Annotated in this window: 6 protein-coding genes; 2 read left to right on the top strand and 4 right to left on the bottom strand. The window is 56.1% G+C overall.

Annotation, left to right across the window (positions count from 1 at the left end; all coding sequences use genetic code 11):
- Window positions 1–21: 21 nt before the first annotated feature.
- Window positions 22–2,283, bottom strand: coding sequence for a helix-turn-helix domain-containing protein (locus BN2106_RS01785; protein ID WP_050696854.1), 2,262 nt, complete (start codon window positions 2,281–2,283; stop codon window positions 22–24).
- Window positions 2,284–2,821: 538 nt separating this feature from the next.
- Between BN2106_RS01785 and BN2106_RS16660 the strand changes: the two genes are divergently transcribed.
- Window positions 2,822–9,448, top strand: a complete 6,627-nt coding sequence (locus BN2106_RS16660) for a glycoside hydrolase family 3 N-terminal domain-containing protein (RefSeq protein WP_074017372.1) — start codon at window positions 2,822–2,824, stop codon at window positions 9,446–9,448.
- Between the two features lie 317 nt (window positions 9,449–9,765).
- A complete protein-coding gene (locus BN2106_RS01770; RefSeq protein ID WP_050696853.1) occupies window positions 9,766–11,028 on the top strand; it encodes an ROK family transcriptional regulator in 1,263 nt (420 codons plus the stop codon).
- 141 nt (window positions 11,029–11,169) lie between these two features.
- Here BN2106_RS01770 and BN2106_RS01765 read toward each other — a convergent pair whose 3' ends face one another.
- The 3 genes from BN2106_RS01765 to BN2106_RS01755 all read right to left on the bottom strand — a co-directional run bounded on the left by BN2106_RS01765 (window position 11,170) and on the right by BN2106_RS01755 (window position 13,369).
- Entirely contained in the window at window positions 11,170–11,919 is a 750-nt protein-coding gene (locus BN2106_RS01765; protein WP_050696852.1) for a hypothetical protein, read from the bottom strand.
- Complete coding sequence (locus BN2106_RS01760; protein WP_050696851.1) at window positions 11,916–12,395, bottom strand: RNA polymerase sigma factor; 480 nt, start codon at window positions 12,393–12,395, stop codon at window positions 11,916–11,918. Before BN2106_RS01760 ends, BN2106_RS01765 begins: the two co-directional genes overlap by 4 nt.
- 71 nt (window positions 12,396–12,466) lie before the next feature.
- Entirely contained in the window at window positions 12,467–13,369 is a 903-nt protein-coding gene (locus tag BN2106_RS01755; RefSeq protein ID WP_050696850.1) for a LysR family transcriptional regulator, read from the bottom strand.
- Window positions 13,370–13,436 lie beyond the last annotated feature (67 nt).

The raw sequence follows: 13,436 nt of genomic DNA, 5'->3' as shown, positions 1-13,436 counted from the left end.
GCTATTTTGGGGCAGGCTTTTTTATTTCTTTTGCCGGTACCACCCCGGCGTCACACCCTCGTACCGTTTAAACGCGCGGTTCATCGTAATGGAGTTTGCATACCCAACCATGGCGGAAATATCCCCAATCGTGTGGTCGGTGTGCAAAATCAGGTCCTTGGCCCGCTCGATGCGGTACTTGTGCAGGTAATCGAGGAAACCGATATTCAATTCCTGCTTAAATAAATTTGACAATACCGGCAGGCTCATGTGAAAGCGCTCCGCGACCGCACCGGCGGACAGGTTGATATCCTGATAATTTTCTTCAATATACTGCGTAATCTGCTCGATCCGCCGTTCCTGCGGCTGGCTGCGGACCTTGCACGCCTCCAGGCTGTCGAAGATGTGGGAGGCCCGGCGCCCCAGCGAATCCACGCCATGCGCCTTGCGCAGATAGTTGTCGCAGTCCAGTTCCCTGAGCACCTGCGGGTCCGCGCCGCTGTCGTATAAAGAGAGCAGAATGGCGTCCGTGAGATAGGAAAACTGCATTTGTCCGAGCGTCAGGGAGGCGGGCCGGTGCGCCGCAAAGTCCCCGGCAATCTCGTGAACCAATTCGGAGGCCTGCGCATAGTTGCCGGACTGGATGGTATTGGCCAGTTTGTTGGTTTTCCCCAGGAAATCCTTGCTGCCGTATCCGTCCGACAATACGTTTGCCATGGAGTCGTAAATGCTGACGGTGTTGTATTCCCCTGCCAGCAGGCTGTATTCCACCACCTGCATCGCCTCGCCGTACGCTTCGTGCAGTTCGCTGATCTGCGTATGCATCGCGCTGATCGCCACAGAAATGGGGGTCCGCAATTCCGTCTCCATAAAATGCCGGATCTCCTCCGCGCAGGCGGTGGCGTCTTCGATCGAGCAGTCCGTCATGTCCGCCACGCCCGCATACAGGCCCTGGCAGCGCACCACATAGGTGGGACAGCCCCGGTTCAGGAAGAAGGAGCGGCAGGTCTGCTTCAGCAGGCTTTCGGTTTCCGCTTTTGGCAGCAGCGCGGACGGGTCGCCTTCTCCGGTTTCATCGAGCTGCACCAGAAATACAAGGAACTGTTTGGGTGCAACGGGGAACCCGCCGCGGCGCAATGCCTCCAGAATATCCGGAGAAACCTGGATTTCTCCAGTGATCAGGCGGGTCAGCAGGCTGTTTGTCAGCAGCTCGCTTTGTGTGCTGAGCTGCGCCTCATAGCTTTTTGCCCGGTTGTAGAGCTCCTGCACCGTGCTGTTGAGAATGCGGAACTCGTTCGGGTCTTTTTTCTCGTTTCCCTCTGCGGGAAGCGCGTCCATCAGTTCCTCCATGGGCTTGTACAGCTTGTGCGCGAACAGGTAGGAGAAGCCGCCGCCTACCAGCAGGGAGACCAGCAGCGTTACCAGTAAGGTGGTCAACACCATCTCAAGTCCGCCGCGCGCGCTGCTGTCCGGGATGACGATCACCTGTTGCAGCGTCTCATTCGCAAATCCCTGATGATACACGAAGTAGGGGACGCCATTCCATTCCAACCGCTCCCGCTCCTCCCAGGAGCATACCTCTTTGTAGGTAATAGGAAGCCCCGCCGTCTCGCCGTCCGGATCAGAGGAAATCATGCGGTCGTTCTGCGTGATGAAAATCGTTTGGGAGCCCTCCGGAAGATAATAATAGCTCAGGGTTTCAGAAATCTGGCTGTCTTCATTCCCGATCAGCCATACGACGCCCGGATAGACCTCGCGGACAAAAAAGAAGCGCGCAAAATCCATATTGGGATCCCGGATAATCTCAGCCACGGCGGAATCTCCGGTTTGCATCAGGCGGTTCCAGGTTTGCATGTCCATGTCCATAACGTCTGTGATCATGCCGTCGGCCACCGGGTCCACAAAGGCGTCCCCGTTTCCGAAGCTGCGCCCGCTGTTCTGAAAATACAGGAACATGGGCTGTTCAAAGGAGGGGAGGTTCAGGCGGCAGGTCCATACATAATCATTAAAGAACGATTCCACTTCTTTCGATTCGCGCGGGATCGCATCCGCTTTTGCCAATTGGTCGATTCCCTTGATTTCAGAAAGCAGCTCGCTGGTTTTCTGATAGTAAGACAGCGTCGCTTCCGTATTTGCCATGCTCTTCTCTACCATGGAGTGATATGATTTTTCAAGCTGCTGCCGCTCCTGATCCGCGGTGTGCAGGTATTGTCCCAGGATTGCCCCGCTGCAAATGAGCGTTACAATAAAGAATGCGCCGAGCAATTTATAAAAGCTTTTCCCTCTGTAAGGCCGTTTTTTCATATGTAAAACCCTTTCCCGGTTGAAATATCTTCAACAAATCCAACAAAACAGGCATGCAAAATTACCTTGTGAATATATTTTATAGGAAATTCGCTCTATTGTAATAAAGAAAAAAGATTTAAAACCAATGATTGCCAATAAAATTAAACAGAATTAAACCCGCCATTTATAACAATATTTCCAAGGCAACTGTTGATATTTTTGCAATTCACTCCTTCTATATACCATTTTTTAACAGTAACAATTTTTATACGTGTGCAATTTCTACAATTTTATCAAAGACTGTTAGTGCAAAAATAGCGATTATTGATTTTTGGGTCTGTTCAACATTATACTATATTCACTCCAATATTCAAGCCAATTATCGCATGAATTGGTTGAGAACGTTTCCTCGTTTACTTTTTGACGTTTTCCATCGGAAAGGGTCGAAGAGAAAACGGGCCGCAAAACCGAACGGAAAGGAGGGAAGAAATTACCGCTTCTCAATAGTAAGTAAGCAGGTATTTCGAACCAAAACCAGAAAAGAAGGAGAATAGAAATGAAAAGGCTAAGCAAATCAATTTTGTCTTTGGCACTCGCAAGCTCCATGCTGGCCAGCATGTGTGCCACCAGCGCCTTCGCAGCCAGCCCGGATGATACCGTTTCCGAGCGTGAGGTCCAAAATGCGGCGCTCGCCCGTAAAGCAGGCGCACAGGGCATGGTCCTGTTGGAAAACAAAAACGCGGCGCTTCCTATTAAGGCGAGCGGCAAAATCGCCCTGTTCGGCGGCGGCGCCTATGGCACCGTCAAGGGCGGCACCGGCTCCGGCGACGTCAACCAGCGCTATGTTGTCAACGTGTGGGACGGCCTGAAAAACGCGGGCTATGAAATCACCTCGGAAGATTGGCTGAGCGATTATAAAGCAGCTTACGATGAGGCGAAGGCAAATTCCGGCGGCGGCATTATGAGCACTTTTGTCTTCCCGGATCGGGAAATCACCGATGAAAACCTGCAAGCGGCTTCAGATACAGACACTGCTATCTATGTGATCGCGCGCAACTCCGGTGAGGGCAAAGACCGCACAGCCACAAAGGGCGATTATTATTTGGATGATACGGAATATGCCAATCTGGAGAAGCTGGGTAAGAGCTTTGAGAAAGTGATTGTCGTAATCAACTCCGGCGGCATCATTGATACCAAGTTCTTTAATGAGATTGAAGGCCTCGACTCCATGCTCCTGATGAGCCAGGCCGGTATGGAAGGCGGCAACGCCGTCACCGATGTGCTCACCGGCAAGGTTACCCCGTCCGGCAAACTGACGGATACCTGGGCGGTCGATTATGAGGATTACCCGTCCTCTGAGACCTTCAGCAGCAACGACGATAACGTCGTATATGAAGAGTATGAAGACGGCATCTATGTCGGCTACCGTTACTTTGATACCTTCAATGTGACCCCGGCGTACGAGTTCGGCTACGGCTCCTCCTACACCACTTTTGACACCAAGATCAACTTTGTGGAAGCGGACGCCACGACCGTGACCGTCAACGCGACCATCAAAAACACTGGCGATACATACTCCGGCAAGGAAGTCTTTGAAGTCTACTTCTCGGCTCCGGACGGCAAGCTTGAAAAGCCGTATCAGGAACTGGCGGGCTTTGCAAAGACGGACGAGCTGGCCCCGGGCGCGTCCCAGGATCTGACCGTTTCCTTCCCGGTTACAGAAATGTCCTCTTATGACGAGGAAACCGCTTCCTATATCCTGGAGGCCGGCGACTATGTCATTCGCGGCGGCAATTCCTCCCGCAACACGCATGTGGGCGGCGTTGTCCGTATCGGCGAGACGAAGACGACCGAGCAGCTCAGCAGCCAGTTGGGCCTGCCGGAAGGCAGAGAGCTGAACGAGATCAGCAAAAAAGACGTGACCCCATACAGTTATGAAGGCGAAGCGGCGGAGATCGCGGCAGCCCAGGTCTTCAACATTGCGGCAGCGGACATTGCGTTTGAAAACAACGCCTCTGCGTATGACGATGAGACGGTCATTACATACCGTGTAGAAGGCGAGGAAAAGGAAGACGCACAGTTCGATAACAACCATCCGGTAGTTGAAGAAACTGTAAAAGCGATTCCGGATGCCAACCTGAAAGACGTTTACGACGGCACGATCTCCATGGAAGAATTTGTCGCACAGATGAGCGTCGAGCAGCTGGCTGATCTTGCGGAAGGCATTGGCTGGGGTTCCGGTGGAACACCGATCGTCGGTTCGCAGTCCGACTCCGTGCCCGGCGCGGCAGGCGAAACCACAAAAACGCTGCTTGACAGCATGGGCGTACCGAATATTGTCCTGTCCGACGGTCCTGCTGGTATTCGTATTACCCAAAGCTTTGACGGAACGAATGCCGAGACCGGCGAGACTCAGAAATATTACCAGTTCTGTACGGCATGGCCGATCGGCACCTTGCTGGCCCAGACCTGGGACAAAGACCTGATCGAAGAGGTTGGCGACGGCTTCGGTATTGAAATGCAGGAGATGGGCGTCACGCTGCTGCTCGCTCCCGGCATGAATATTCACCGCAACCCGCTGTGCGGCCGTAACTTTGAGTATTATTCCGAGGATCCGCTGGTTGCCGGTATGTCCGCGGCGGCGATCACCCTCGGCGTACAGTCCAACAAGGGCGTTGGCGTTACCCTCAAGCACTATGCAGCCAACAACCAGGAAAACAACCGCAACGCGGTTGACACCTTTGTCAGCGAGCGCGCCCTGCGCGAAATCTATCTCAAGGGCTTTGAAATGGCAGTCAAGAACGCGCAGCCCATGTCCATTATGACCTCCTACAACCTCATCAACAGCGTGCCGGCGGCGGACAGCTATGACCTGTGTACCGACTTTGCGCGCGGCGAGTGGGGCTTTGAAGGCGTCATCATGACCGACTGGGGCGGCGGACAGTCCGATCCTGGCCAGTCCATGCACGCAGGCAACGACCTGATCATGCCCGGCGGCTCCGCTTCCACGATTGTTGCGGCGGCGACCAAGGTTCCCGCACAGTACAACGAAGACGGTTCTATTTATGTAAAAGAATCAAGCGGATGGTGGGGTCCCACCAAGCAGGAGATGTGGAACGACTGGGTTCCGGTTGAATATGCAGAAGGCGAGTCCTGCACATTCGTGGCAAATTGCCCGGAAACCAAGTATAAGCACACCCACGTTTATGTAGAGCCGGAAGAGAACAGTCTGGCCAAATATCCCGGCACCTTCAAGATTCAGTATGAGGGTTCCTGGAAAGACGATTACATCACCAAGGGCGACATCCAGAAGAGCGCAATGAACGTTCTGAACATCGTCATGCAGTCCAACAACATGGGCAGCGTACACGGTGTGGATATTAAGAGCTATACCGAGCAGTTCGACAACCTGAAGGATTATGTTACCGTTGAGAAGTCCAAGATCTCCGGCGTCGGCAGCTACACCGTCACCAAGATGGACGAAGCAAACGGCGGCTACTACCTCGTGGAGAACGACGGCGGCGCAACCCTGGGTATGATGAACATTGACATGCTCATTACCGATAAGGGCTATGCCTTTAAGGACCTGAACGGCAACGGCAAGCTGGACACCTATGAAGACTGGCGTCTGGATACCGAAACCCGTGCGCAGAGCCTTGCAGAAATGATGGTCAACGACGGCGAAGAGGGCATCGCGGCAATCGCGGGCCTGATGCTGTACAGCAGCCACCAGGCAGTCAACAGTGAAGACCTCACAGCGGCGCAGGAAAAATTCCTGAAGGAAGACAATGTGCGCCATGTGCTGGTAACATCCCTTAAAACTCCGGAGATCGCCGCAAAGTGGAACAACAACGCGCAGGCGTTTGTAGAAGGCCTCGGCTACGGTATCCCGGTAAACAACAGCTCCGACCCGCGCCACGGCGCGAGCGGCAAGTCCGATGTGGAATACACAGCGGGCCAGGGCGGCACGATCTCTCTGTGGCCGGATTCCATCGGCCTCGCGGCAACGTTTGATCCGGACATCGTGGAAACCTTCGGCGACATCGCTTCTCAGGAATATCGCGCGCTGGGCATCGCAACCGCGCTGTCCCCGCAGATCGACCTGGCGACAGAGCCCCGCTGGAGCCGTGTAAGCGGTACCTTCGGCGAAAACAGCGACCTGGATACCGACATGGCGCGCGCTTATGTCGACGGCTTCCAGACCACCTATGATTCCGAGAATCCGTGGGGCGCAGCCAGCGTCAACGCGATGGTCAAACACTGGCCGTCCGGCGGACCGGAAGAGGGCGGACGTGATGGACACTACGGCTATGGCAAATACGCCGTGTATCCGGGCAACAACCTCAAAGAGCAGATTAAGCCCTTCGTAGAAGGCGCGTTCAACCTGAACAACGGTACGGAATATGCCACAGCGGTTATGCCGTACTACACCATTTCCTACAATCAGGCGGCCCAGGGCGGAGAGCCTGAGAATACCGGCAACTCCTACAACAAGTACATCATCACCGACCTCCTCCGTGAGAAGTACGGTTATGACGGCGTTGTCTGCACAGACTGGATGATCACCGCGGACAGCACCAGCGACGCTGTGTTCCAGGGCAAATGCTGGGGCGTGGAAGACCTGACGGTCAACGAGCGTCACTACATGGCTCTGCAGGCTGGTGTAGACCAGTTCGGCGGCAACAACGACAAGATGCCGGTTCTCGCAGCCTATGACATGTGGGTTGAGAACTTCGGTAAAGAAGCAGCGGACCAGCGTTTTGAAGATTCCGCAAGGAGACTCCTGCGCAATGTCTTTAATCCGGGCCTGTTTGAGAACCCGTATCTGGATCCGGTCGAATCCGCTGAAATCGTCGGCAACGAAGATTTCATGGAAGAAGGCTACAACGCACAGCTGAAATCCGTTGTCATGCTGAAGAACGCGGACAATGCCATTGTTCCGGCAGCGGACGACAAGAAAGAAACCGTTTACCTGCCCTACGAGCTCAACAATAAGGGCGAAAAAGTTTACTGCATGAACAAGGACATCGTTTCCAAGTATTACAATGTCACCGAGAATCCGGACGAAGCGGACTTTGCAATCGTCGGCATGAGTGCGCCGAAGGGCGGCTCCGGCTACAGCACAGCTGACTTGGCTGCCGGCGGAAACGGCTATGTGCCGATCACCCTGCAGTACGGCGAGTACACCGCGGACACGGCGAGAGCACAGAGCATCGCGTCGGATCCGGGCGCGGAGTTCATCAACTCCACCACCGGCGAAGTTGTCTATGTGGACAACGCCGACAACCGCTCCTACAAGGGCAAGACCGTTACCGCCTCCAACGGCTCTGAACTCGTAAGACTCCAGAATGCCAAGGAAGCCATGGGCGACAAACCCGTTATCGTTTACATGAAGCTTTCCAACCCGATGGTATGGTCCGAAGTGGAGCCGCTCGCAGACGCAATCGTTCTGGGCTACGGCATCCAGGATCAGGCCGCCATGGAGATTATCTCCGGTACGACAGAGCCCTCCGGCCTCCTGCCGATGCAGCAGCCGAAGAACATGGAAACCGTAGAAGCGCAGTACGAAGACGTTCCGCAGGATATGGAATGCTACGTCGACGCGGCTGGCAACACCTACGATTTCGGTTACGGCCTCAACTGGAATGGCCAGATCTATGACGACCGCACCGAGAAGTACGCGGACGTCAGCAGCGCGGAACCGTCCGAGCATATGCTCACCGTCCGTTACGTCGGCAAGGTTAACCTTTTCATCGACGGCGAAGAGCAGACAATTGCAAACCTGATCGGCGCGTATAAAGACGTCGTGATGGCGGGCGAAGAGCTCGAACTCACCTTTGCGCCTCGCGTAGAGGGCAGAGAGATCGTCCTGGTCAACGGCAAGCCCGTTGAGCTAAACGAGGACGGCACCTATACCTACACCTTCACCATGCCGAACGCAGTGGCAAACGTAAGCCTGAACTTCACGGTCGTCGACCGCCAGATTCTACGTAGTGTCGTGGCGACAGCACAGGATCTGCAAATGAGCGACGAATACAAAACGGCGGTTAAGCCCGTCAAGGATCAGTTCGACGAGGCGCTCGAGGCTGCTGAGAAGGTTCTCGCAGACCCGAAGGCAACCCAGAAGGACATCGATAAGGCTTGGGCGGATATGATCGACGCCATCCACTACCTGAGCTTCGCAGAAGGCGACAAGACCATTCTGGACGCACTCTTTGCGGACTATGAACTCCTGAATCCGGACGACTACACCGCGGACAGCTGGGCGGCCGCAGAGGCAGCCTATGAGGCGGCGCTGGAAGTCTATAACGACGACAACGTACTGGCGGCCGACGTCGAGAAGGCGTATGATGACCTGTACGAGGCCATGACGGACCTGCTCAACAACCGCAAGGCGGACTTTGAGAGCCTGATTAACGTCATTAACGAAGCAAAGGCAATCAAAGACAATCTCGACAAGTACTATGACACCGGCGTGGAAGATTTCCTGGCCGCTCTGGAAGAAGCGGAAGCGCTTCTCGATACCGACGCGGCCCAGTCCAAGGTTAACGCGGCGGCGGATAAGCTGGCGAACGCCATGAACGTCCTGCGTCTCATCCCGGATACCTCCGCTCTGGAAGCGATCATCGAAGAGATGGAGAATGCGGATACTTCCAACAGCAGCGCGGCGGCAATCTCCAAGCTGGAAGATACCCTGAAGCAGGCGAAGGATGGCCTGGCAAGCGGAACGCTGGATCAGGCGGGCGTTGACAAACTGGTCGCGGCAGGCAGAACAGCGATGAACGGCCTGGGCGATAAGGGCAACACCTCCTCCGGCGGCAAGAAGACCTCCAACACGACCGCTTCCAACAGCAACAGCTACGGCAGCGCGGGCACCGCGATTGTCGGCGCGGCGGCTTCCACACAGGCGGCGGCAAGCGTGGTCTCCGATACGACTGTCAACTTCACCCTGAAGAGAGGCAGCGCATACTGCTTCAAGATGACCGTCGTCAATGGCGCGAACCTGACCCCGAGCTTCACCGTCGGCAACGGCAGCGTGCTCAAGACCCAGTTCGTGGCGAAGATCGGCAACGATTATTACTACAGAGTCTGGGCGACCGGCGCACCGGGAACCAGCACAGGCGTGTATACCACTCTGGCTGGCCAGGCTGCACAGCAGCACTGCACGGTGACAATCGGCTGATCATTTACAGAATTCCTTGAAGATGCACAGCGGCTCCCGCGGCTAAAATCTGGCCGCGGGGCTGCCCCCCGGAACCCGGGCAGCCAACCCCACGGCTATCCGGTTTCCGCAGAAGTCCTACACGATCCATTTCCCCATTGAACAGCGGGACCGGGCGGAACACCGCCTGTGATCCCCCGAAAAGCTGAGCAAGCCCGCGGCTCGCCAAATGCGTGCCGTGGGCTTTTTCTCTACCACCGGACGGTTTTGCCTGTGCCGGAATGATTCTACAGGACGGGCCGCGTGTGCGCTCACCCTGCGGGAGGTGAATGATAAAAATGAACGAAGCACTTCATGTATCCAGTATTAATCAGGAAAAGACCCAGGTTCACAACCGCGCGCTGGTGCTCAGCCTGCTGCGGCAGGAGGGCGTGTGTTCCCGCGCGACGCTGGCCCGTCTCTCCGGCCTGAAACAAGCCACGATCACCAATATTGCGGGCGAACTGCTGGAAAGCGGCGCCATCCTGGAAACCGGTTTGATTTCCGGGGAAAAGGGCCGCCGGTCCATCGGTGTCACCCTCAATGACGAAAAATATAAGGTGCTGGGCGTCCGCATGACCCGCAAGGCGTTCTTTGTCAGCCTGGTCGGCCTTTCCGGCAAGCTGTACAGCGTGCAGGAATACGGAATCGGCATGCGCGAGGGCGTGCGGCCCGTGATCTCCCGGATCCGCACCGCCATACAGGCCGTGATCCGGGAAAACCCGCGGACGGAGCTGCTGGCCGCCTGTGTGGCGATGCCCGGCCCCTACCGGGAGGACCTGGACCGCCTGCTGTTTGTCACCGAATTGGAAGGCTGGCAGAACTTTCCCCTGCGCGCGGCGCTCTCCGAAGGGCTTGGAATGCCGCTTTATGTGCTGAACGACGCCAACGCGAGCGCCTATGCACAGCTTTGGTACCGCTGCCGGGAACCCGGCGTGCAGAATATGATTTATATTCTCGCCGGCCAGGGCATCGGCTGCGGCATGATCTCCGACGGCAAGCTGGTGATCGGCCAGCGGGGGATTGCCGGGGAGTTCGGACACAACAGCATCAAATACGATGGGCCCCAATGCGAGTGCGGCAACCGCGGCTGCCTGGAAAAATACTGTTCCATGACTGCCCTGCGGGAGGGAATCGCGCAGCTTCTGCGCGCGGGAAAACCGTCCCTCCTGACACTGGAGAACCTGTCGGGCCGGGCGATCGCCGCCGCCATTCGCTCAGGTGATCCCGTCGCGTCCGAATCCTATCGTCAAATCTGCGACCTGCTGGCCACCGGCATTGTCAGCCTGGTCAACCAGCTCAACCCCGGGCTGATTGTCATCGGCGACGAGCTGGCGGAGCTTTGCCCGGATATGCTCCTGGATATTGTAAAGCAGAAGGTTCAGCGCAGCGTGAACCCGCTGATTTACAGCGACCTGTCCATTGAAATGAACCATCTTCCGGAAAGCCCCTCCCTGCTGGGCGCCGGTGCGTACGCGGTCCAACAGCTTCTCTCCAATCCAACGACTTTGATGCAGGTTCCCGAGTCCTGCGGCGAGCTGCTGCAGGCCGGGGCTGTATAACCTCTCTCATCCTCCTTATCCAAATCTTCCTTTTCATACAAAAGCTCCCCCGGATCAACCAATCCGGGGGAGCTTTCTCCATGTACATCTGTATTTTTTCGGTCGTCCACAGGCCGTTTTTACGGCCGCGGTTCGATCCTGCTATTGTTCCAGCGCGAAAAGATCCTTGCCGTCCGTGGTCAGCCGGACGTTTTTCCGCGCTTCGCTTCCGTCCTTAAAACGCGCGGTGACGGTTACTTCCACGGACAGGTTCTCAAGCCAGGCCGCTTCATCGATCTCCTCACCCTCTTCGCCTTCCTTTACGATCTGGTAACAGTAGGTACGGCTGTCCTGTTCGTCGTAGGGGACGGTAAAGCTCTGTCCCTCCAATGCGTAAGCGTCGGCATAGCCTTCGTCGTATCGATCCTTTCCCCCATAGTAAGCGGAGTGTATAATGCCAAGCTGTTTCATGTAATCCAGGTCCGCGCGTTCCTCGAAGGTCAGGCGGTACTTGCGCAGGAATTCCCCCTGATCCGTCGTAAAGGTGATGCTCTCCAGATTTTTGCCCTCACAGCGGAATCCAAGTTGCCAGCAGTACGTGAGGACCGGCGTGTAGTATCCCTCGACACTGGCCAGCTCCGGCTGCGCCAGCAGGGGGACCTCGCTTCCCTTTGCCAGCGGGATGCGCGCCCCGTCCGCGGCATAGGCCACCAGTGTAAACGGGTCGCTGCGGCTGCCGGCAAACCATCCGGTCACGCCGAACAGTAGGGCCAGTGTGCAGCAGATAGCGGCCGCGCGTTTTATGGGGAAGCGCTTTGGGCGCGTTTCCTCCGCCATCCTCCGGGCAGTCTGCTCCAACAATTCCGGGTCCGGTTCCACCTGGTTCCAGACGCGCTGATACCGTTCTTTCATGGCTGATCTTCTCCTTTCAGTTTTTCCCGCAGTATTGCCCGCGCCCGGTGCAGCTGGGATGTCACCGTGGATTCCGGCCGCCCCAGTACCTGCGCGATCTCCCGGACCGGCAGGTCTTCAAAATAGAACAGGTGCACCACCGCGCGGTATTTTTCGGGCAGGGCGGCTACCGCCTCCGCTACGCCGGCTTCCTCCGGCAAGGCGGAGGATGGTATTTCTTCCAATGGCACGGTTTTGCGGAACCACGCCGACGCCCAAAGCTTACGGCAGCGGTTGACGGTCACATGGAGCAGCCACGCCTTAATGTGTTCCTCACTCTGGAACGCCAGATTTGTGCGGACATACCGCAGGAATACCTCCTGGAACACGTCTTCCGCGTCGGCCTTGTTTTTGGTCTGGGACAGCGCGAGCCGGTAGACCATGGATGCGAACCGCCGCAAAACCTCTTCGTCAGTATACGGTGCGTTTCCCGCCATGCCGTTCCCCCCTCTCTGTCCGTAATACCCCGCACCGCCGTGAAAAACTGCAAAGGCTGATAAAAATTTTATTAAACAGAAGGAGATGTGGCGGAATCCTCGTGCAGCGCCTGAAACAGCTCGTGATAATGTGCGGCAAAGGCGCTGTTTTTACGCCATATAAAGGTAAAGTCGTTGACGATATGGAAATCCGTCAGTGGGATACGCCGCAGCGTGCCGTCCCGCAGGCTGTCGGCGACCGCCGCCTCATATAAAAAGGTGACGCCGCAGTTTTGCTCCACAAGAGACTTGATCGCGTTCAGGTTGCCCGCCTCCGTCAGCCGCCGGAAATCGCGCAGCGTGCAATTGCGTCCCTCCAGATAGCGTTCCAGCACCTCCCGCGTGCCGGAACCGGCCTCCCGCACAATCAGCCGCTCCGCAAGCAGGTCTTCCATCCGCAGGGGCGCGTCGGGCAGCGGGTATGATGTGCCGCATACGCCGATGTAGGGTTCCCGCGCGTATACCAGGGAATCGTATTCGCTCTTGGCAAAATACCCTTCCACCAGCGCAAAGTCGATCTCTCCCGCATCCAGTTCTTTTAAAAGCTCCTGTGTGTTCGCGACCACCATCCGCACGGAAACGTCGGGATACCGTTCCAAAAACCGCGCAAGATGCTTTGGAATCACAAATTCGCCGATGGTCAGTGTTGCGCCGAACACAAGACGGCCCGTGTTCTGCCGTATCTGCTGCAAGCGGTCCTCCAGATACAGCGCGTCGTGCTTCATCGTTGTGGCGGCGCTCAGGAGCGTTTCCCCGGCGGGGGTCAGCGCCATCTTTTTTCCCTGAAAAGTAAACAGCCGGCAATGATATTTTTCCTCCAGCCAGTGGATGTGCTGGGATACCGCCGGCTGGGTGATGTGCAGTGTTTCCGCCGCCCGGGTAAAATTCATAAACCGGCACACGGCCAGGAACGTATCAATGCGAAAATCCAACATGAAACCACCTCCTTCCCACATTATAACATTGACTTATGATTAAATAAAGATTTATCATTTTACCTTA

The sequence above is a fragment of the Anaeromassilibacillus senegalensis genome (assembly GCF_001261775.1).
GTDB classification, from domain to species: domain Bacteria; phylum Bacillota; class Clostridia; order Oscillospirales; family Acutalibacteraceae; genus Anaeromassilibacillus; species Anaeromassilibacillus senegalensis.
Note: the sequence above shows the minus strand (reverse complement) of the source record. Positions and strands in the feature narration are given on the sequence as shown.

What these genes read in the sequence shown, in the direction of transcription:
- BN2106_RS16660 (WP_074017372.1), top strand. Translation starts at nt 2,822, where the DNA reads ATGAAAAGGCTAAGCAAATCAATTTTGTCTTTGGCACTCGCAAGCTCC.
- BN2106_RS01755 (WP_050696850.1), bottom strand. Translation starts at nt 13,369, where the DNA reads ATGTTGGATTTTCGCATTGATACGTTCCTGGCCGTGTGCCGGTTTATG.
- BN2106_RS01765 (WP_050696852.1), bottom strand. Translation starts at nt 11,919, where the DNA reads ATGAAAGAACGGTATCAGCGCGTCTGGAACCAGGTGGAACCGGACCCG.
- BN2106_RS01770 (WP_050696853.1), top strand. Translation starts at nt 9,766, where the DNA reads ATGAACGAAGCACTTCATGTATCCAGTATTAATCAGGAAAAGACCCAG.
- BN2106_RS01760 (WP_050696851.1), bottom strand. Translation starts at nt 12,395, where the DNA reads ATGGCGGGAAACGCACCGTATACTGACGAAGAGGTTTTGCGGCGGTTC.
- BN2106_RS01785 (WP_050696854.1), bottom strand. Translation starts at nt 2,283, where the DNA reads ATGAAAAAACGGCCTTACAGAGGGAAAAGCTTTTATAAATTGCTCGGC.